Source organism: Nitrospirota bacterium, assembly GCA_016212185.1.
Classification (GTDB): Bacteria; Nitrospirota; Thermodesulfovibrionia; order UBA6902; family DSMQ01; genus JACRGX01.
This window is the reverse complement of record JACRGX010000089.1, coordinates 1-19,499: the sequence shown is the minus strand read 5'-3', so window position 1 is coordinate 19,499 and position 19,499 is coordinate 1. Positions and strand designations below refer to the sequence as shown.

Annotated in this window: 18 protein-coding genes, 1 tRNA gene and 1 pseudogene; 15 read left to right on the top strand and 5 right to left on the bottom strand. The window is 44.4% G+C overall.

Annotated elements, in window-relative coordinates:
- The 7 genes and pseudogenes from fdnG to HZA10_10155 all read left to right on the top strand — a co-directional run bounded on the left by fdnG (position 1) and on the right by HZA10_10155 (position 8,069).
- A pseudogene (gene fdnG, locus HZA10_10185) lies at positions 1 to 2,617 on the top strand (formate dehydrogenase-N subunit alpha).
- Between the two features lie 12 nt (positions 2,618 to 2,629).
- Positions 2,630 to 3,427, top strand: a complete 798-nt coding sequence (locus HZA10_10180; GenBank protein ID MBI5196672.1) for a 4Fe-4S dicluster domain-containing protein — start codon at positions 2,630 to 2,632, stop codon at positions 3,425 to 3,427.
- Positions 3,408 to 4,541, top strand: a complete 1,134-nt coding sequence (gene nrfD, locus HZA10_10175) for a polysulfide reductase NrfD (GenBank protein ID MBI5196671.1) — start codon at positions 3,408 to 3,410, stop codon at positions 4,539 to 4,541. The genes HZA10_10180 and nrfD overlap by 20 nt, the downstream gene beginning before the upstream one ends.
- A complete protein-coding gene (locus HZA10_10170) occupies positions 4,516 to 4,734 on the top strand; it encodes a hypothetical protein (protein MBI5196670.1) in 219 nt (72 codons plus the stop codon). The genes nrfD and HZA10_10170 overlap by 26 nt, the downstream gene beginning before the upstream one ends.
- 36 nt (positions 4,735 to 4,770) lie before the next feature.
- Positions 4,771 to 5,172 (top strand): thioredoxin domain-containing protein, encoded by a 402-nt coding sequence (locus HZA10_10165; GenBank protein ID MBI5196669.1) that lies wholly within the window; start codon positions 4,771 to 4,773, stop codon positions 5,170 to 5,172.
- A complete protein-coding gene (locus tag HZA10_10160) occupies positions 5,159 to 6,235 on the top strand; it encodes a cytochrome-c peroxidase (GenBank protein ID MBI5196668.1) in 1,077 nt (358 codons plus the stop codon). Before HZA10_10165 ends, HZA10_10160 begins: the two co-directional genes overlap by 14 nt.
- Positions 6,236 to 6,245: 10 nt before the next feature.
- Entirely contained in the window at positions 6,246 to 8,069 is a 1,824-nt protein-coding gene (locus HZA10_10155) for a PAS domain-containing protein (GenBank protein MBI5196667.1), read from the top strand.
- On the opposite strand, the gene HZA10_10150 is transcribed toward HZA10_10155, so the two are convergent.
- On the bottom strand, positions 8,051 to 8,935 hold the full coding sequence (locus HZA10_10150; GenBank protein MBI5196666.1) for a histone deacetylase: 885 nt from the start codon (positions 8,933 to 8,935) through the stop codon (positions 8,051 to 8,053). The two genes, HZA10_10155 and HZA10_10150, sit on opposite strands and share 19 nt — an antisense overlap.
- Positions 8,936 to 9,212: 277 nt before the next feature.
- On the opposite strand from HZA10_10150, the gene HZA10_10145 reads away from it, so the two are divergent.
- Together HZA10_10145 and HZA10_10140 are read left to right on the top strand one after the other, a co-directional pair.
- The gene (locus HZA10_10145; protein ID MBI5196665.1) at positions 9,213 to 10,442 is read left to right on the top strand and encodes a cytochrome C; all 1,230 of its coding nucleotides are present in this window, start codon (positions 9,213 to 9,215) and stop codon (positions 10,440 to 10,442) included.
- A 149-nt stretch (positions 10,443 to 10,591) separates the two neighbouring features.
- The gene (locus HZA10_10140) at positions 10,592 to 11,416 is read left to right on the top strand and encodes an EamA family transporter (protein ID MBI5196664.1); all 825 of its coding nucleotides are present in this window, start codon (positions 10,592 to 10,594) and stop codon (positions 11,414 to 11,416) included.
- A gap of 69 nt (positions 11,417 to 11,485) precedes the next feature.
- Here the strand turns inward: HZA10_10140 and HZA10_10135 are convergent, their stop codons facing one another.
- Both HZA10_10135 and HZA10_10130 read right to left on the bottom strand, forming a co-directional pair.
- On the bottom strand, positions 11,486 to 11,698 hold the full coding sequence (locus HZA10_10135) for a LapA family protein (GenBank protein MBI5196663.1): 213 nt from the start codon (positions 11,696 to 11,698) through the stop codon (positions 11,486 to 11,488).
- Between the two features lie 75 nt (positions 11,699 to 11,773).
- Positions 11,774 to 13,759 (bottom strand): tetratricopeptide repeat protein, encoded by a 1,986-nt coding sequence (locus HZA10_10130; protein ID MBI5196662.1) that lies wholly within the window; start codon positions 13,757 to 13,759, stop codon positions 11,774 to 11,776.
- Between the two features lie 160 nt (positions 13,760 to 13,919).
- Here HZA10_10130 and HZA10_10125 point away from each other — a divergent pair, with 160 nt between their 5' ends.
- The 6 genes from HZA10_10125 to HZA10_10100 all read left to right on the top strand — a co-directional run bounded on the left by HZA10_10125 (position 13,920) and on the right by HZA10_10100 (position 18,441).
- A complete protein-coding gene (locus HZA10_10125; GenBank protein MBI5196661.1) occupies positions 13,920 to 14,495 on the top strand; it encodes a 2-oxoacid:acceptor oxidoreductase family protein in 576 nt (191 codons plus the stop codon).
- A gap of 2 nt (positions 14,496 to 14,497) precedes the next feature.
- Positions 14,498 to 14,785 carry a 4Fe-4S binding protein gene (locus HZA10_10120; protein ID MBI5196660.1) on the top strand — a complete coding sequence of 96 codons (288 nt, stop codon included), beginning with the start codon at positions 14,498 to 14,500 and terminating at the stop codon, positions 14,783 to 14,785.
- Positions 14,785 to 15,966, top strand: coding sequence for a pyruvate ferredoxin oxidoreductase (gene porA / locus HZA10_10115; GenBank protein MBI5196659.1), 1,182 nt, complete (start codon positions 14,785 to 14,787; stop codon positions 15,964 to 15,966). Before HZA10_10120 ends, porA begins: the two co-directional genes overlap by 1 nt.
- A 117-nt stretch (positions 15,967 to 16,083) precedes the next feature.
- On the top strand, positions 16,084 to 17,031 hold the full coding sequence (locus HZA10_10110; protein MBI5196658.1) for a pyruvate ferredoxin oxidoreductase: 948 nt from the start codon (positions 16,084 to 16,086) through the stop codon (positions 17,029 to 17,031).
- A gap of 162 nt (positions 17,032 to 17,193) precedes the next feature.
- Positions 17,194 to 17,269, top strand: a tRNA-Asn gene (locus HZA10_10105).
- Between the two features lie 116 nt (positions 17,270 to 17,385).
- Complete coding sequence (locus tag HZA10_10100) at positions 17,386 to 18,441, top strand: Fic family protein (GenBank protein ID MBI5196657.1); 1,056 nt, start codon at positions 17,386 to 17,388, stop codon at positions 18,439 to 18,441.
- Positions 18,442 to 18,647: 206 nt separating this feature from the next.
- Here the strand turns inward: HZA10_10100 and HZA10_10095 are convergent, their stop codons facing one another.
- Both HZA10_10095 and HZA10_10090 read right to left on the bottom strand, forming a co-directional pair.
- The gene (locus HZA10_10095) at positions 18,648 to 18,824 is read right to left on the bottom strand and encodes a hypothetical protein (GenBank protein MBI5196656.1); all 177 of its coding nucleotides are present in this window, start codon (positions 18,822 to 18,824) and stop codon (positions 18,648 to 18,650) included.
- A gap of 353 nt (positions 18,825 to 19,177) precedes the next feature.
- Positions 19,178 to 19,499 (bottom strand): hypothetical protein (locus HZA10_10090; GenBank protein ID MBI5196655.1); only part of this gene is annotated, 322 nt, incomplete at its 5' end.

Here is a 19,499-nt window from a genome sequence, read left to right as displayed (position 1 = left end):
CCGCTCGTGGGGGCTTGTCTATATAGAACATCAGGCCCGAATATGACACTCCGCAACTGTAGCGGCTCTGGCAGAGTCGTTTGGTCGCGGTGCAATGACGAATCACTGGGTTGATGTTAAAAACGCCGATGTAATTCTTGTTATGGGCGCAAACCCCGCTGAAAATCATCCCATCTCCATGAAATGGGTCCTTAAGGCAAGGGAAAACGGCGCAAAACTTATTGTTGTGGACCCGCGCTTTACAAGGACTGCCGCAAAGGCGGATATTTATGCTCCAATGCGTTCCGGCACGGATATAGCATTCCTCGGCGGCATGATAAAATATATTCTTGACAACAATCTTTATTTCAATGACTACGTTGTCAACTACACAAATGCCGCTTTCCTTGTAAACCCTGACTTCAAAGGTCCTGGCGAGCTGAACGGACTGTTTTCAGGATATGATGAAAAGGGAAGGAAGTATGACAAAAAGACGTGGTCGTATCAGATGGATGAAAATGGGATAGTCAAAAAAGACCCCTCGCTGAAAGACCCGAATTGCGTTTTCAGACTGCTTAAAAAACATTACTCCCGCTACACAGTTGATAAGGTTTCAAGCATTACAGGCACGCCCAAGGAAAAACTTGTTGAGGTTTATAAAACCTATGCCTCCACAGGAAAGTTCAACAGGGTTGGGACAGAACTTTATGCAATGGGCTGGACCCAGCATACGGTCGGGACGCAGAATATCAAGGCAATGACTATTGTTCAATTACTGCTTGGAAATATCGGGATGGCGGGCGGGGGCATAAACGCCTTGCGCGGTGAATCCAATGTGCAGGGCTCAACAGACCACGGGCTTCTTTTCAATGTATTGACAGGTTATCTGCCGACGCCCTCTGCTGTGCTTGCTGACCTTAAGGCATATATTGACAAACACACTCCGAAGACAAAAGACCCTAAGAGCGTCAACTGGTGGGGCAACAGGGGCAAATATATTACGAGCTATCTGAAAGCCATCTACGGCGATAAGGCCGTAAAGGACAATGACTTCGGCTATGCGTGGCTTCCAAAGCTTGACGAAGGCATGAATGCGTCGTGGCTTGTGCTTTTTGACCAGATGTTTAAGGGAAAATTTGAGGGCTTTTTTGCATGGGGGCAGAATCCTGCCTGTTCCGGCGCAAACGCAGGAAAGGTCAGGAAGGCATTGACAAAGCTGAAGTGGATGGTCAATGTGAATTTGTTTGATAATGAGACAGGCTCTTTCTGGAAGGGGCCTGACATGAATCCCGGGGACATACAGACAGAGGTGTTTCAGCTTCCGGCATGCTCTTCTGTTGAAAAAGAAGGCAGTATCACAAACTCAGGCAGGCTTGCGCAGTGGAGGACAAAGGCCATTGAACCAATCGGTCAGTCAAGGCCTGACAGTGAAATCATCAATGAGCTTCAGCGCAGGGTAAAAAGGCTTTATCAAAAAGGCGGGAAGTTCCCTGAGCCCGTAGTGAATCTTACATGGAATTACGGCGCAGGGGGCAGGGTTGACATTCACAGAGTTGCAAAGGAGATTAACGGGTATTATCTTGAGGATGTCTATGATAAAAAACCCACGCCGCCGAAACTCTTAGGCAAAAAAGGCTATTTGTGCGCAACATTCGTCCACCTTCAGGCAGACGGCACAACATCCTGCGGCAATTGGATATACAGCCAGAGCTATACGCAGAAAGAAGGCAAGATTATCAATATGATGGCAAGGAGGGGCAAGGCTGACCCCACGGGGCTTGGTTTATATTCTGAATGGGCGTGGTGCTGGCCTGTCAACAGGAGGATAATTTATAACCGCGCCTCTGTTAATTTGCAGGGCAAGCCGTGGGATCCCAAACGCGCAGTCATAAAATGGAATGCAACAAAGGAAGACCCCAATACTAAAAAGCCCGGGGTCTGGGAGGGCGATGTGCCTGACGGGCCTGCGCCTCCTATGGCAGATGAAAAGGCAGGGAAATATCCGTTTATCATGAGAGCTGACGGCATGGGCGCAATATACGGCCCCGGACTTGCAGAGGGTCCTTTCCCCGAACATTACGAGGCACTTGAATGTCCTTTGCAGGAAAATGTCATGTCCGGGCAGAGGATTAATCCGACGATAAAATTGTTCTACGCAGTGGCAGGACCGCATTTTAAGGCTAAAGAAGGGGGCGGGCCTGAAGAAGACATCTTCTTCAGCTGTGATACCCGCTACCCATATGTTGCAACGACTTACCGCGTGTCAGAACACTGGCAGACAGGCGTTCTTACAAGGCATGAGCCTTGGCAGATGGAGATGATGCCCCAGCAGTTTATAGAGCTCAGTGAAGAGCTTGCGCAGGAAAAAGGGATAAAACCGGGGGACTAGGTGATTGTCAAATCCGGCCCCGGAGAGGTGTGGGCGATGGCAATAGTAACAAAAAGATTTAAACCCTTCAAAGTTGCGGGAAGTACGGTTCATCAGGTGGGTCTTCCATGGTGTTTTGGATGGCAATACCCTGAAGATGGGAGCGGAGGGGACAGCGCCAATCTCCTCACGCCGACAATCGGCGATGCAAATACAATGATTCCCGAAACAAAGGCCTTTATGGTTAATGTAGAAAAGGCACAGGGATAAGGAGGGGATAAAATGGAAGCAAGTTTTCTGATAGATACGACAAAATGCATAGGGTGCAGGGGATGCCAGACAGCCTGTAAGCAGTGGAACCAGAATCAGGCGGATAAGACTAAAATAAGTCCCAAATTCACAAACCCGGTCAAACTGAATGCAAAAACCTATACCAACATTGATTTCTTTGAATCAGAGAAGGACGGCAGTCTGTCCTGGAATTTTGCCAGAAATGGATGTTTCCATTGCAAAAAGCCTTCCTGCGTATCTGCCTGTCCGGTAGCCGCATTGATTAAAACAAAAGAGGGTCCTGTCATATATCGCGCGGAACGATGCATCGGCTGTCGTTACTGTATGCTCGCCTGTCCGTTCAATATACCAAAATTTGAATGGGAGAATATATCTCCCAGGATACAGAAGTGCACATTCTGTCACGAGCGGATATTGGATAATAAAATCCCAGCCTGCGCAAAGACATGCCCTTCGGGAACAATTCATTTTGGGGACAGTATTGAAAATAATCTGAAAGAAGCAAGGCGAAGGCTGAGCGAAAATCCCGGGAGATACTTCAATCACATTTACGGTGAAAAAGAGGCGGGAGGCACATCCGTGCTTCTGCTTTCCGCGCTGCCTCTGGACCAGATAGGGTTTCAGAAAGTCGGCGATGCGGCTCTTCCCGACCTGACCTGGAAATACATCTCCGGCATCCCTGCCATTATAGGTGTAGTCCTGGCTGCCGGCATAGGAAGCTGGATTATCACACGCAGGAACAAAAATATGCATGAGGAGGATAAATCAAATGACGCCGGCACAAGATAAAATAAAGCTTTTTACCCCTGTCACACTCGGGCTGCTTATTGTAATAATTGCGGGCGCTTTAGTTGTATATAAAAAATTAACGCTGGGCGCAATAGCAACTAATCTGCAAGATGACTTCCCCTGGGGTCTCTGGATAGGGTTTAATGTCCTGGGAGGCGTTGCAATGGCAGCAGGAGGTTTTGTTATAGCAAGCGCTGTATACCTCCTTAACATGAAAAAATACAAACCTATTGCAAGACCTGCTATACTCACCGCATTCATCGGGTATCTGCTTGCGGCATTCACCATATTCCTGGATATAGGACATCCGATGAGAATCTGGCATCCAATGGTTATGTGGCAGGTTCACTCTGTAATGTTCATAGTCGCAATCCATGTTATCCTCTACACTACTGTGCTGGGGCTTGAGTCCAGTCCGATGCTGCTGGAAAAGCTGAAACTTGGAGGGCTAAAGAAAATTATTGAAAAGCTCATGGTCCCCATTGCTCTTTTTGGAACGCTCCTTTCAGTGCTCCATCAGTCTTCTCTCGGGGCCGTGTATCTGATAGTTCCGGACAAACTGCATAGTCTGTGGTACAGCCAGACCCTGCCTTTTAGTTTCCTCGTATCATCTGTTATGATGGGCCTCTGCATGGTAAGTTTCGTGTCAATACTCAGTGCTAAATTTTTCAAACACCCTGTAAATATGGACATTTTTTCAGGCTTAGCCCGCGGGTCCATCATTGCAATAGCGTTCTATCTTATTTTAAAAATCTTTTTGCTTTTGACAGGCCCTGGGGTCGCCGCGGCCTTTACCGGCACTATGGAATCAAAGATGTATCTGCTTGAGATGTCCGTCGGACTTGTAATACCGCTTATTTTACTGCTTCTGCCCGGCGTCAGGAACAGCCTTGGGGGAATCTTTCTTGTTGATATACTGGTAATCATCGGAGTAATAATTAACCGTATGAACATATCAGTATTTGGACTGTTGAGGCACGCAGGTGGAATGGGAGTAAAATATTTCCCGGCCGGGAACGAGATTATGGTCACCTTGTTCCTTGTTGCATTCGGAGCCTTCTTATTCAAATTAGCAGTAAAATATTTTAATGTTCTGTCTTACGAAGAGGGATAACAACAGCACATTAGATTCCCTGCGGTCTTGCCGCAGGGAATCTAAATTTATTGCCGTAGTTTTTATTTTTTTAATTATCATACCGTTATCCTACGCCGAAGAAAAGCGCTACTCTGTCCCCCTTGAAGACTCGCCGGTTTATGGTCCGCCGGATGCGCCTGTCACCATGATTGAATTTCTTGATTTCCAGTGACCGCACTGCACGGGGGTCGGTCCGACCGTCAAAAAACTGCTGAATAACTACAATGGCAAGATACGTCTTGTGATAAAGCACTACCCCTACAAATACCGCGACTACTCGCACATTGCCGCAGAGGCGTCGCTTGCCGCAAGGGATCAGGGAAAATTCTGGGAGATGCACGATTTACTGCTTAAAAAATCCCCCCGGCTTGACAGGAACAGTCTTATAAAATATGCACAGGAGTTGGGGCTGGATGTAAATAAATTTACGGAATCCCTTGATGCCATGAAACATCTAAAAATCATAGAGCGCGATAAGAAACTTGCCTTTGATCTGGATTTGTATAACACCCCGACTTTTTTTATCAACGGCAGAAAGGCAGTCGGCAACAGGCCCTATGAATATTTTAAAGCGATTATAGAGGAGGAGTTGAGGAATGTTAAGGAATAAAAAGAATTTATGGATTCCTGCCTTCGCAGGAATGACAATGCTGGCATTGCTTTTGCCGCCGGTATTTGCCGGACAGCTTGAGCCTTTTAAAGAAGTTCCGATTCCCGCGCACAACCCGCAGACGCCTGAGAAGATTGAGCTTGGCAAAAAGCTGTTTTTTGACAGGCGGCTTTCAGGCGACGGCACGATGAGCTGTGCAACCTGCCATGACCCTGAGCAGGCATTTACAGATGGGCTGGATATTGCGCTTAGTTATCCGACTACAAAGAACTGGAGGAATTCTCCCACGCTTATAAATGTCGCATTTCAGAAATATCTTTTCCATGACGGAAGGACAGGGACGCTTGAGGAGCAGGCGCTTTTCCCCATGATGTCTGCATTTGAGATGAACCAGAATCTTGATTTTCTTGAAGAAGAAATACGTCAGGTGCCTGAATACGCAGAGGCGTTCAATAAAATTTTTAACGGAGAGCCTACGAAGGAAAGGATTGGCATGGTGATTGCATCTTTTGAAAGGACGCTGATCTCCGGAAATTCGCTGCTGGACCGGTATTTAAACGGCGACAAAAAGGCATTGACGGAAAATGCCCAAAAAGGTCTTAAAATATTTACCGGCAAGGGAAAGTGCGCTGACTGTCATTTCGGCGTGAATTTAGCAGATGACAAATTTTATGCCCTTAGCGTACCTGAGAATCCTGCGCTTCTGAATGACCCGCGCGTTATTTCAACAATGAGGTTTGTCGCAAAAGTTTATAAATTTAAGGAATACAGGACGCTTAACGAAGACCCGGGGAAATTTTTAATCACAAGAAACATGCTTCACTGGAAAGAGTTTAAGACGCCTGTGCTGAGGGAAATTTCAAAGACAGCGCCCTACATGCATAACGGTGTGTTCAATACGCTTGATGAGGTTATTGAATTTTTTAATCAGGGCGGAGGAAAGGGCAACACCGTGCTTAAACCGCTTGAATTAAGCGCGGATGAAAAAAAATATCTAAAGACATTTCTGGTTGAGGCGCTGACAGGCGATGAGATTATTATGAAATACCCGGAACTGCCGTAGGGAAAAACTCATGGGTAAAAGCCAGGAAGACAAGCATAAGAAAAAAGACCAGCTCATTAAGGAGCCTGCAAAAATGCGCCGGAAGGCCGTGAAACTGCAGGGTGCAAAGGTGCCGGACAGAAACATCACTGAGCACACGCGGGCGGAAGAGGCGTTTAAGGAGAGCGAATATAAATACCGGACATTGGTGGAAAACATCCCTGATTATGTTGCGCGTTTTGACCGGCAGTATCGCCATATTTTTGTCAATGAAAGAACCTTGGAAGCTACGCAGACAACTTTTGAGCAAATGATAAATAAAAATCACCGGGATATGGGATACCCTGCTCACTTATGTGATTTATTTGAAGACACAATGGATGAAGTTTTCAAAACAGGCCAGCCTCAGGAGAAAATATTTGAATGGGGAAGCCCTTCAGGGCTGAGAATCATTGAATGGCGCGCCTTTCCTGAATTTGCTGCAGACGGGAATGTTAAAACAATATTGGCTCTCTGCCGTGACATCACTGAGCAAAAACAGGCAGCAGAGATTTTGCAACGGGCAAACGAAGAATTGGAGATGCGCGTTAAGGAACGAACTGCAGAGCTGTCAGAGATGAACAAAGTGTTGATATCTGAAATTACAGAGCGCAAAAAAATAGAAGAGGAACTGCATATAAGCGCAGTTGGATACAGGAAACTCCTGCAGGAATTCCATGCGCTTTTTGACGCCATGCCCGACAGCCTTGTCTTGCTGAATCTGAAGAAGGAAATAATCTGGGCCAATAAATCCGCCGCACATGATTTCGGAATGGAAGATGAATCCGGATTGTTAGGTCACTCATATACTAAACTGTGCAATAAAATCAAAGCCTCAAGCGAAGATTGTCCGGCAGTAAAGAGTTTCATTTCAGGAAAAGAAGAGCAGTCTCAAATCGTAACCAAGTCACAAAAAGTTCTGGATATAAGGGCGTTTCCGATATTAGACGAATCAGGCAGGGTGCAGAGCGTTATAGAGTTGTCAAGGGACATTACCTCCAAGATTCAGGCTGAGAAGGGGGCAAAACAGATGCAGGTAGAACTGATTCGCGCAAATAGAATGACTTCCCTCGGCACTCTTGTCTCCGGCGTTGTTCATGAAATAAACAACCCCAACAGTTTTATTCTGTCCAATTCAGAGGTGCTCTCTGATATCTGGCAGGATGCGGGAAGAATCCTTAAAGAATATTATATGGGAAATAATATTCAGCGTCTGGGGAACCTTTCTTTTTCTGAGGCATTGGAGGTTGTGCCTGAATTGATTAAGGGAATAGTTTATGGTTCTGTCCGGATTAATAATATAGTCAGTAATTTGAAAAATTTCTCCCGGCCTGCTACGACCGGCATATGGGGGCGGGTCAGCTCCAGAGAAGTTATAATGAGTTCAAAGGCAATTCTCAGCAGTCAAATCAGTAAATACACAGATAATTTTCACATAAACTGCGATGAAGGCATCCCTTATTTGAAAGGAAACTTTCAGCAGATAGAGCAGGTAATCATAAATATTATTTTGAATGCCTTCCAGTCCCTGCCTCATAAGAATTGCGGGGTTTGGGTGTCAGACTCTTTTGATGAGAAATCAGGCGTTATAATAATTCAGGTAAAAGACAATGGAATTGGGATGTCTGAAGACATCATTGAAAGGATAACCGAACCGTTTTTTACCACAAGGCTTGAAAAGGGAGGCACAGGGCTGGGACTGTCCATCTCCTATTCAATTATCAGGGAGCATAGCGGAGCCCTTGAATTTGAGTCCAGCCCCGGGGCAGGAACGACCGTTACAGTTAAATTGCCGGTTTATAATCCAGCTTCCTGATTGTTTTCCATACCTGTTAAAAATTGATAAATACATTCGGGCAAATCCCTGCTGTAGCCGCCTTCAAGAACTGCAAACATGGGTTTTCCAAGCGATGAAAGCATCCTGCCAATTTCTTTATATGTATCTTTCTCCAGCAGGATACTTGTTATAGGGTCAAGTTTGTAGGTATCAAATCCTGCTGAGACTGCCAGTAAGTCAGGGTTGAATTCAGCAACCTGTTTCAGTCCTTTTCCAAGCGCTGAAAGATATTCTGCCGGCAGTGTATTGGCAGGCAGGGGGTAGTTAATGCAGTTCCCCCTGCTTGAAAGACCTGTGCCGGGATACAGGGGGCTTTGATGCAGGGAGAGATAAAGAAAATCTTTTTTACCAAGAAAAATATCCTCAGTGCCGTTTCCATGATGACAGTCAAAATCAACAATTGCAATTTTTCCAACGCTCCCCATTGCCTTTAAAGATGCAATTGCAATATTGTTAAAATAGCAGAAACCTCCAAGGTGATTTTTGGTTGCATGATGCCCCGGAGGGCGCATTAAAGAAAACGCCTTTTCGTTTTTCAGTGCAAGCATTGCCGCCTCAATTGCGCCGCCTGCCGACAATTTTGCATATTCAAAAATATCAGGAAGGGCAGGAGTATCCATGTCAAAAAAACCACCCTTCTTTACTTCCTCAAGAAGCCTTGGTGTGTGTGCCAAAAGAATGTCTTTATCTTTGCAGGGCGCAGGCTCTATAAATAGTGAACTGTGAACTGTGAACTGTGAACTTTTATTTTTGAGATAATTATAAGCGGAGATTACCCTTGCCGGAGATTCAGGATGCCCGGGCTGTGAATATTCAGCGCATTTTTTTGAAAAAAGGATTTTCATGAAAATTATCTGTTTTTTTACAGTAATAATACCATATTTTGAGGTTTGATACAGACGGCAGTTTTAGGAATAATTTTTTTTGCAAATTTCCATTTTAGTGATAGAATGTACATATATTAATGATATGATTTGTATCATAGAAATAAAACCCTATCTTGTTTAACCTAATTTCAGAGGCGGGGTAAAATCAGAGGCTGAAAGGAGGGATATTAACTGAAAATTGCCTCGTCCTCTGCCTGCAATGACAACATGAAAAGTGTTAAAAAGGAGAAAGGTTATGAAGTATCTGAGAATATTGACTGTGTTTATTTTTCTATTTGCGCTGACCGGGATTTCATTTGCAGAGGCGCAGAAAAGCGCCTGCGTTGAATGCCATGAAAAAACAACTCCTGGGATAGTTGAGCAGTATCTTGAAGGCAAGATGTCAAAAAAGGGTGTTGACTGCTCAACATGCCACGGCTCAGAACATAAAACAATGGATGATGCGAATCTGGCTAAAATGCCGACGCCTGAGACATGTGCAAAATGCCATAAAAAACGTGTGGAGCAATTTAAGTCAGGCAAGCACCACCTTGCATGGATTGCCTCAAGTTCTATGCCGATGTGGGCGCATCAGCCGTCATCTGTGGTTGGCGAAGGATATAAAGGATGTTCAGGCTGTCACAAGGTCGGTGTGAAATCTGACGCAGAAAAAGCGCAGTACCGCTATGGAAATGCACAGTGCGATGCATGTCATACGAGGCATTCATTTAAGAAGTCCGAGGCGCAGGACCCGCGTGCATGCCAGACCTGCCACATGGGCTTTGACCATCCGCAGTGGGAGATGTGGTCGGCATCAAAGCACGGCATAATCTGGCAGATAGAGGGCAAAGACAGCAAAAGGGCGCCTACGTGCCAGACCTGCCATATGAGTGAAGGCGACCACGGCGTGATGACTGCATGGGGATTTCTTGCATTAAGGCTGCCTGAAGACGATAAGAACTGGATGAATGACAGGGTGACAATACTTCAGGCTCTCGGCGTTCTTGACGACAAAGGCAATCCTACCCCCCGGCTGGATGTGGTGAAGGCAGGCAAGGTTGCGCGGCTTACCAAAGAGGAATTCCAGGCTGAGAGGAATAAGATGCTTAAGGTTTGTTCAAGCTGTCACGGCGCAGGATATGCCGGCAAACAGCTTTCAGCGGCAGACGATGTGATAAAAGAAGCGGATAAGATATTTGCGCAGGCTATCAGGGAAGTTCAGGGTCTTTACAAAGACGGAGTGCTTAAGAAACCAGCAGACTGGACTTTTGCTCCGGACCTTCTTCAGTTTTATGAAGCAAAGAGTTCTGTGGAGCAGGAGCTTTATGTGATGTTTCTTGAATATAGGATGCGGGCATTTCAGGGGGCATTTCACATAAACCCCGATTATATGCATTGGTACGGATGGGCGCCGATGAAGGAGACGCTTCAGAAGATAAAGGATGAAGCGGCAAAACTGAGGGCTGAACACACAGCGGCAAAATAAATAAGGAGTGAATGCCGGCAGGCATAGATGCTTGATAAATCTTTAAGAAGATTTACTCAGGCGTTTGTGCCTGCTGTTTAAACATTTTTTTAAAAAGCGGAGCACACTCATTGATTAAAAAAATAATATAATATTAAAATACTACTCTGATGATGGCATCCCTTTATATTCTTCTTGCCATATTCCTTTGGAGTTCCCTTGGCGTAGTCGTAAGGCTTGCTGGTGTAGAAGTGCATGTGATTATTTTTTATTCCTCCTTTGCTGCTGCGATTATTCAGGGAATAATTCTGACACGGGGAGAATACAGAAAGCAGATGCCGGAAGTCAAGGAAGTGTGGTATCTTGCGATACTCGGGATTATCTCGCTTGTAAATACATTTACTTATTTTTATGCCTTTAAACACACCACAATAGCCAACGCAGTACTTACCCACTACATAGCGCCTGTGCTGGTCGCATTCCTTGCCCCGCTTTTTCTCGGCGAAAAAACAACGAGGAAGATTGTTATTGCAATAGCAATTGCCTCGGCAGGCCTCTGGATTATGCTCAACGGTTTTGCATTCGGGGAAAGCCATATGGCAGGCATAATGGCAGGAATCCTCTCAGGCTTTGCCTATGCGATAATTGTTATTATCTCAAGAGTCTTTGCGCAAAAGTTCCATCCCCTTGCGATGGTCTTTTTTTCAAACATTATAATTGCGGCATTGCTTGCGCCTTTTGTCAAAGAACTGCCTTTAAAAGTATTCTGGGTTTTCATTTTGATGGGGGTAGTTCATTCAACAATAGCGCCTGTTTTGTATTTCAGGGGGCTTAGGGCAGTTGCCGCAAACAAGGCGGCGGTGCTCGGCTATCTTGAGCCTGTCATCGCAATAATCTTCAGCATGATATTTTTAAACGAATTCCCGGGAGTAAATTCAATCTTCGGCGGACTGCTCATAATTTTCTCAGGCTATCTGACGCTGAGAGCAGATTGATATTTTTATATACGGACTTTTCTGCTCAGACGGCAATGTGCAACCTCACTATTTTTTATTACCGACGGCTTATTCTTGTTTTTTTAGATATTTTTTAACCCGTCCGGAAAATACAATAGTTGCGGTTATTACAATACCTGCAAGCATAGAAAGAAATACCAATATCGCAAGAGAAGCCTCAAATTTCCAAAACATGAACGAGATGGCAACGGGCATTGCATTCTGCACTGAAAAAATAGCCACAATAGCTATAATAATCAATACGACAATTATGGTAATCATCTTTACCCTCCAATCTTTTTTTAAGTCTTATTTTATACGGGGCGGTTAATGGAGTCAAATTATTTTAAAGCCGGTTTATTCCAGGATGAATTCTAAAAGTTCTAAATTCCTCTTGGCGTCATAATTTAACGGGTTTAGAGAAAGGGCTATTTTAAATTCTTCCGCAGCTTCTTCAAACATACTTTTCTGATAATAAAGTATTCCCAAATTATAATGTGCCGTTTCAAAACCGTAATTTAATGCGATGATTTTCTTGTATGTGATGATTGCATCATCTGTATAGCCGAGTTCATCAAGGGCATTTGCGAGGTTTAAATATATATCAAGTGAATATTCTGAATATGCGTCTATTGTCAGCGCTCTCCGGAAATATGAGACTGCTTCTGAGAGTTTTCCATTTTCCATATATGCCAGGGCGAGTTCGTTGTATCCCCGTATTTTTTTCGGGCTTTTTTTCACCACATCCCCCCAGAAGGCAATCTTATCCTGCCAGATGGAATTTCTCTGGTAAGAGGCGATGGAGAGGGTAACAAGGATAGTAGTTAGTAGTAAGTAGCAAGTAGCAAGGGAACGACGAGACTTAAAAAGTAAAAAAACATAAAAAACAGCGCTGACAAAGCCGATTATTAAACCTATACTTGGCAGATACAGCCTGTGCTCAAAGATTATGTCCTGCGTAGGAATGATGCTTGATTCAACGGATAATGTTATGAAAAACCAGAAAATGCCAAAGGCGGTGAGACGCAAGGTTGAAGGATGAAGGTTGAAGGATGAAGATTTTTTAGAATAATAAAACAGATAAACGGCAAGCCCGAAGATTCCGAGAAGAATTAGAAACGACAAAAAAACATTTGGATTCAGGAATGAGTTATATACCGGATAGTCATGGTCAAGATTCTGGTTTACCGGTAAAAATAAAAGCCTTAAATATGTGACTATCACCCTGAATTCAGTAAAGAGATAATCCCATCTTGATATATTGGTCTTTGCCCTGGTTGCTTCGGTTATGTCCCCTATCAGGCTGTCAGCAGGCTTATCTATGCCGATTAAGCTTAATGGGATGATGAGCATTGTGAGGAGTAAGGGGGTTAGATAGAGAAAACGTAAGGCATAAGGCGTGAGGCGTGAGGATGACGGTTGACAGTTGACGGTTGACGGTTGAGGCTTGCTGAAAAAGAAAAATTCATAAAGCGTTATGATTATCGGGATGGTGAAGGCAATTTCCTTAGTCTTCATGGCAAAGACAGCAGAAAGGACAGAGCCCAGATACCAGATGCATGATTTTGGATGCATGCCTTTGCGATTCCCGACCCTTCGGGAAGAAGCAATCTCACCTTCTGGGATTGCTTCGTCGTCCCGACTTTCTTCGGGACTCCTCGCAATGACAGGTTCATTCTGACTTCCCGATACGGGTCTCCGCTGAGGGTCGCTCCGACTGAATTCTGCATTCTGTATTCTCCACTTCACATACAGCACAAGGCTCAAGAGATAAAAGAGCGTTGCAAGTGAAGCAAACCTCTGGCTGATATACGTAACTGCCTGCGTCTGGATTGGATGAGAGAGGAAGAGGAGGGCGGAGAAGAAGGCAATTAAGTTCGTTGACTGTTGACAGTTGACTGTTGACAGTGAATCGTGCCCCTCTGCCACTTTGTCCCTTTGCCCCTTTGCCCCTCTAAAGAATGTCAGCAAAACCAGCCAGTAAACAAGCAGGGCATTTATAATGTGAATGGAAAGATTAACAATGTGATAACCGGCAACATCAAAACCATATAATTTATAATTGACGGCAAATGTGAGAAAGCCTATGGCTCGTGTTTTAAATGTATATACAGCCAGCGAATCAGTCACGGGCAGCGCCTTTAAAGGCTCTGTGAAGTATTCAAAACTTTTGGTAAATGGCGAATCAATGATGTACTGATAATCATCAAAATAAAACGGGACCTGGAAGGTATTGGAGTATGTAATTACGCCGATAATGATAATTAATATAATGTGGACCGGTGTTTTATACAGGATGTTTGTTTTGGTAAAATCTGGGAGGTTTAGCTGACGGGAACTCATTTTATTGAAGTTTTCCTTTGAAATTTTTTCTGCAAGTAAATATAACCATTTCCGCAACAACTTGTGCTTGAAAATTCACATAACTTTAAGCTATAGTAAAAATCCTATTAAAACGGTTTTAAATGTGTTTTGTCCACGATTTATTTAAGGAGGATTAATTATGAAGGATTTAGTGGAAATTCGCTGGCATGGCAGGGGCGGTCAGGGGACAGTTACCGCTGCAAAGGTGCTTGCAGACACCTGCCTGAGCGGCGGCAGATATGTGCAGGCATTTCCTGAATACGGTCCTGAAAGGGCCGGCGCGCCTCTCAGGGCGTACAATAGGATTAGTTCAAAAGAGTTAAGGATGCATTGTCCTGTTATTGCTCCTAATATAGTAAGTGTTGTTGATGTAACACTGCTTGACAGCATTAAGGTGGCAGAGGGCGCAGTAAAAGATGCTATATTTGTCGTAAACACATCAAAAGACCCAAAGGAAATCAGGACGAAACTTTCTGCAGAGCAGGCTCAGAAGGTATTTACAATTGATGCAACAAAGATAGCGGTAGAATGTATAGGAAGGGCTATGCCGAACGCTCCGATGCTCGGCGCTGTGTGCAAAGTCAGCGGACTTGTTACATTAGAGCATTTGCTTGAGGACGTCAGAAAGAGCTTCGGCAAGAAGTTTTCACAGAAGATAATTGACGGCAACCTTGATGCGGCTCGGCGCGGATATGAGGAGGTAAAAGAGGGATGAAACTGAAGAACTGGAAAGAAGTCATACCCGGCGCTGTTGTTACGGAAGCAGGCAGCGCCTTGAAATTTAAGACAGGTTCGTGGCGTTCGTCTAAACCGCGCTGGAAAGAGGAAAACTGTATTCAATGCCTTTTCTGCTGGATTTATTGTCCTGATATGGCAGTGAAGGTTAAAGACGGCAAGAGGGCGGAATTTGATTATGATTACTGCAAAGGCTGCGGCATCTGCGCCCTGGAGTGTCCCGGCAAAAAGGGGCAGAAGGCGATTGTCATGGAAGAGGAGGGAAAATAATGGGAAAGATAGTTGCAGCCACAGGGAATGAAGCAGTTGCCGAGGCATTGAGGCAGGTAAACCCGGATGTCAGTTCAGCATATCCCATAACTCCTGCTACGGATATAATGCAGAGATTTACGAGCTTTGTGTCAAACGGTAAGGTCAAGACTGAAATGATACTTGTTGAGAGCGAGCACAGCGCAATGAGCGGCTGTATCGGGGCCTCGGCAGCCGGCGGAAGGGTTATGACGGCAACGTCATCGCAGGGGCTTGCGCTTATGTGGGAAGAGTTGTTTATTGCATCGGGCACCAGACTGCCCATAGTAATGGCTTTGGTAAACAGGGCGTTGTCCGCGCCGTTAAACATTCACGGCGACCACTCCGATGGAATGGGCGCAAGGGATTGCGGGTGGATACAGTTGTGGTCTGAAAATGCGCAGGAGGCTTATGACAATACGATACAGGCATTCCGCATTGCAGAGCATATGGATATAAGGCTTCCGGCAATGGTCTGTCTGGACGGCTTTATTGTCAGTCATTCCATAGAGAGGATAGAGTATCTTGAAGATGAAAAGGTAAGGAATTTTGCCGGTGAGTTTAAGCAGTTAAATCCTCTGCTTGATTTGGAGCATCCGGTCAGTTACGGCCCGTTGATACTTACCGATTATTACATGGAGTACAGAAGGGCGCAGGATGAGGTTATGTCAAAGGTGCCGCAGGTGGTGTTGGATGTTGCAAAAGATTTTGAGAAAATTTCCGGCAGGAAATACGGGCTCTTTGAAACATACAGGCTTGATGATGCGGAGATAGGGCTGGTCATTTTAAATTCTGCCGCCGGCACATCAAAGGATGTAATTGATGAATTCAGGAACAGGGGGATTAAGGCGGGCTTATTGAAGCCGAGACTTTACAGGCCGTTCCCATACAAAGAAATCGGCGAGGCGCTGAAGGGGCTTAAGGCTGTCTGCGTGCTTGACAGGGCAGATGCCTTCGGCGGCTCTTACGGCCCGTTGTTTATAGATATTGCATCATCCCTTTACCCGTACAAAGACAAGCCGATTCTCATTAATAAAATATACGGGCTTGGCGGAAGGGACTACATGCCTGCGCATGCCGAGCAGGCGCTTAGTGAACTTGTTGAAGCGGCAAAGACGGGAAAGATTAAACAGATAAAAGAATATATCGGAGTGAGAGAATAAGTCAGTGAACAGTGAACAGTGAACAGTGAACAGTGAAGTCATTCCTGCGAAGGCAGGAATCCAGAGCTTTACTATTCACTAAATACTATTCACTAACGACTAACAAGGGGAGAAAAGATGGCAACTGAACTGAGATTAAAAGAGCTTTCAAAAAAAGACATGCTTTTGACATCGGGGCACAGGATGTGTTCAGGCTGCGGCGCGCCTATAATTGTAAAGATGGTTCTTCTTGCATCCGAGTATCCGATTATTGCGGCAAATGCAACAGGCTGTCTTGAGGTTTCTACCTGCATATCTGACTACACGGCATGGAAGATTCCATGGATACACAACGCCTTTGAGAATGCGGCGGCCACCATCTCAGGCGTTGAGACGATGTACAGAGCCTTAAAAAAGCAGGGCAAGATTGACAAGGAGATTAAGTTCATCGCATTTGGCGGAGACGGCGGCACTTATGACATCGGTTTTCAGAGCCTCTCAGGCGCGATGGAACGCGGGCATGATATGATTTACATCTGTTATGACAACGGCGCGTACATGAATACAGGAATTCAGCGTTCAAGCGCAACTCCGTTCGGCGCTGATACGACAACATGTCCGGCAGGAAGCGTTATACCGGGCAAACCGCAGAACAGGAAAAACCTGACAAAGATTATGGCGGCGCATAACATTCCCTATGCTGCGCAGGCATCTCCAAGCCACTGGCTGGACCTGATGAAAAAGGTCAGGAAGGCGCTTGAGATTAAAGGGCCGAAATTTCTGAATATCATCTCGCCCTGTAACCGCGGCTGGCGCTCAAGGACTGATGATGCAATACAACTGAGCAGGCTTGCGGTTGAGACCTGCTACTGGCCGCTGTATGAAATTGAAGACGGCGTTACAAAAATTACGGTTACGCCGAAAGAGAAGAAGCCCATCGCGGATTTCCTCAAACCGCAGGGCAGGTTTAAGCACCTCTTTGCCCCTGAAAACGAATGGATGCTTAAAAAGATTCAGGAAGATATAGATAAAGAATGGGCAGGGCTTCAGAAGTGCTCGGCGGCGGAAGAGAAGAAATTAGAATAAAGGATAGATTATTTTAATCTAAGCAGGAGGTGATGATATAGCAACAACTAAAAAATAAACATGGCAATTCCCGGGTAGCTCAGCCGTCCCGAAGTGTCGGGAAGGTGGCTGTTAACAAAAAATACATGCTAAGTTTATATAAGAGTAAGAGATAAATAATATTCCCGGGTAGCTCAGCCGGCAGAGCAGGTGGCTGTTAACCACCCTGTCGGGGGTTCGAATCCCTCCCCGGGAGCCAATTTTCTATAACACAGGCAAAACTGCTGTTTTAGTGGTTTTGCCTTTTTTCTCAGAAGATGATTTTAAGGTAATAGCCGAATTTATTCAGGTGTTGAAATAGGGAGAAAGATAACAATGCCGTTTAAACCGAAATATACCATAACCGAAAAGATACTCAATAACCTTACTCTTATTGCTTCTGCCCGTGAGGTTATTGAGCAGTCGTACCTGATACCGAAATGGGAAGCATCGCTTCGCAGACAGGCTAAACTTCGCAATACCCATTCATCTACTGCCATTGAAGGCAATAAACTTACTCTTGAGCAAGTTGAAGCTCTTGCTGACGGCAAAGAAGTTATCGCCACTGACAAAGATAAAAAAGAAGTGCTTAATTATATAGAGGCGTTGGATAGACTGCATTTATTTGCCGGGAGAGGGAAAATCAAGGTTGAAGACCTTCTGACTATGCATAAGATGGTTTCAACGGATGTTTTGCGTGATAATAAACATAGCGGTGTTTTTCGTGACCGGCAGGTGTTTGTGGGCAGACGCATTTTTGACGGCACGGGATTTAAAGAAGAAGTAGACTATATGCCTCCTCAGACAAAAGACGTGCCCCATTTGGTAAGAGAATTTATTGACTGGCTGAATCTTGATAAGACAGGTGAAATAAATCTGGTTCTTTTGGCGGGCATTGTTCACTATGAGATTGCCAGAATCCACCCTTTTATTGACGGCAACGGCCGGACGGCCCGGCTCTTTGCGACGCTTATCCTCTATTTGAGTGGTTTTGATCACCGCAGGCTCTTTGCCCTTGATGATTTCTATGACCGGGACAGGCAGGCGTATTATGCGGCTTTGAAGACAGCGCAGAAAAATAAAAACGATATTACCAAATGGCTTGAGTATTTTACAACAGGTGTTGCCTATTCAGTAAACGAAGTAAAAGAGGCAGTGTTGAAATTATGCTCAAAAAAGAAACGCGTTTCAAAGACTCAAGTTTCCCTTACTGATAAGCAGATAAAAATCGTTGAATTTATGAATGCTCATGGTAAGGCTGCTAACAAAGATTTGCAGAAGTTATTTAACATTTCAGCTCAAGCGGTGCATAAGGAACTGGCAAAGCTCGTTGAGCTAAAAGTCATTAAGCCTCAAGGCAAGGGACGGTCGCTGTTTTATGTCCTGGAGTAAGAAAATAGTTGATGATTAGGTTGATGATTAGGTTGATGATTATTTGAAGGCTTGCACTCTTTACTTTTCCCCCATAAACTTCAAAATATCATTTATTTTATTGTAATAATGTGATAAAAAGTTAAGCTTTGAATATCTAAAGCCTACTCGTTTGAATATTTTATCGTCTCTTTTTTGCTGGTTCAGATAACAGTTAGATGTAGAAATTAAGCTAACCATTTTGCAATTCCATAAGGTAATCCTTCATCAAACCAATGCCAAATTTCGAGCTTATCGGTTCCCTTTTGCCATAAATAAAAATCCCGCTCAATGCAATCATTAAAGTCCACAGGAATTTCCTCAAGTTCCTTCCAAAGCTTTTTTAGTTCTTTAATGTCCGTCATAAATCTTGTCCCTTTCACTAAATTCCTTAAAACATTCTGTGCATTTCATAAATCACCTCTGAATCATCTCAACTTATCTGTATAACTCAATCTCAGATATCTATTTTCTGTCCAGCGCCATATAGAAACGTCATAATAACCGGACTTATTTACAGTTTTAGGATCGTAGCCATGATCACTTGCGATCTCATCAAAGACTTGCTTGGCATCTTTGAAAGAACTAAAATGGTTGATTTCGACAACCTTACCGCCCTCCGATGCCACTATCAGAAATTTTGCATCGCAGGGCTTATACATGGTCCAATGTATTTTCTTATCAATTAACGTTTTGTTCATCGATGATTTTCCACATATTAAATTCCAAGATTTCTGATGTTAGAGTATAAATCCCATAAATCTATCTCTTTAATCCGGAATGCTGTTCCACGGTTTCTTACCGAACCACTCTCTTTAAGATGCATTCGCAAATCAATGCCAACCTTGCCGGCTTTAAATGCATTTATAAAATTTCTCGGAATTGGATCGGTAAGTACATGCGCTTTATTATATAAAAACTCTTCATCCCCATCCGCATTAAATCGTCTATCCGCAATAACAAAGAGAACCCTGCTAAGCTTTGACATTAATTTTCCAACCATGACGAAAACATCCCATGTCGCTAATAGATTGCCATTT

Coding starts and splice junctions, on each gene's coding strand:
- HZA10_10095 (MBI5196656.1), bottom strand. CDS start 18,824: ATGACGGACATTAAAGAACTAAAAAAGCTTTGGAAGGAACTTGAGGAA.
- nrfD (MBI5196671.1), top strand. CDS start 3,408: ATGACGCCGGCACAAGATAAAATAAAGCTTTTTACCCCTGTCACACTC.
- HZA10_10170 (MBI5196670.1), top strand. CDS start 4,516: ATGTTCTGTCTTACGAAGAGGGATAACAACAGCACATTAGATTCCCTG.
- HZA10_10110 (MBI5196658.1), top strand. CDS start 16,084: ATGGCAACTGAACTGAGATTAAAAGAGCTTTCAAAAAAAGACATGCTT.
- HZA10_10150 (MBI5196666.1), bottom strand. CDS start 8,935: ATGAAAATCCTTTTTTCAAAAAAATGCGCTGAATATTCACAGCCCGGG.
- HZA10_10130 (MBI5196662.1), bottom strand. CDS start 13,759: ATGAGTTCCCGTCAGCTAAACCTCCCAGATTTTACCAAAACAAACATC.
- HZA10_10160 (MBI5196668.1), top strand. CDS start 5,159: ATGTTAAGGAATAAAAAGAATTTATGGATTCCTGCCTTCGCAGGAATG.
- porA (MBI5196659.1), top strand. CDS start 14,785: ATGGGAAAGATAGTTGCAGCCACAGGGAATGAAGCAGTTGCCGAGGCA.
- HZA10_10135 (MBI5196663.1), bottom strand. CDS start 11,698: ATGATTACCATAATTGTCGTATTGATTATTATAGCTATTGTGGCTATT.
- HZA10_10145 (MBI5196665.1), top strand. CDS start 9,213: ATGAAGTATCTGAGAATATTGACTGTGTTTATTTTTCTATTTGCGCTG.
- HZA10_10140 (MBI5196664.1), top strand. CDS start 10,592: ATGATGGCATCCCTTTATATTCTTCTTGCCATATTCCTTTGGAGTTCC.
- HZA10_10100 (MBI5196657.1), top strand. CDS start 17,386: ATGCCGTTTAAACCGAAATATACCATAACCGAAAAGATACTCAATAAC.
- HZA10_10125 (MBI5196661.1), top strand. CDS start 13,920: ATGAAGGATTTAGTGGAAATTCGCTGGCATGGCAGGGGCGGTCAGGGG.
- HZA10_10155 (MBI5196667.1), top strand. CDS start 6,246: ATGGGTAAAAGCCAGGAAGACAAGCATAAGAAAAAAGACCAGCTCATT.
- HZA10_10180 (MBI5196672.1), top strand. CDS start 2,630: ATGGAAGCAAGTTTTCTGATAGATACGACAAAATGCATAGGGTGCAGG.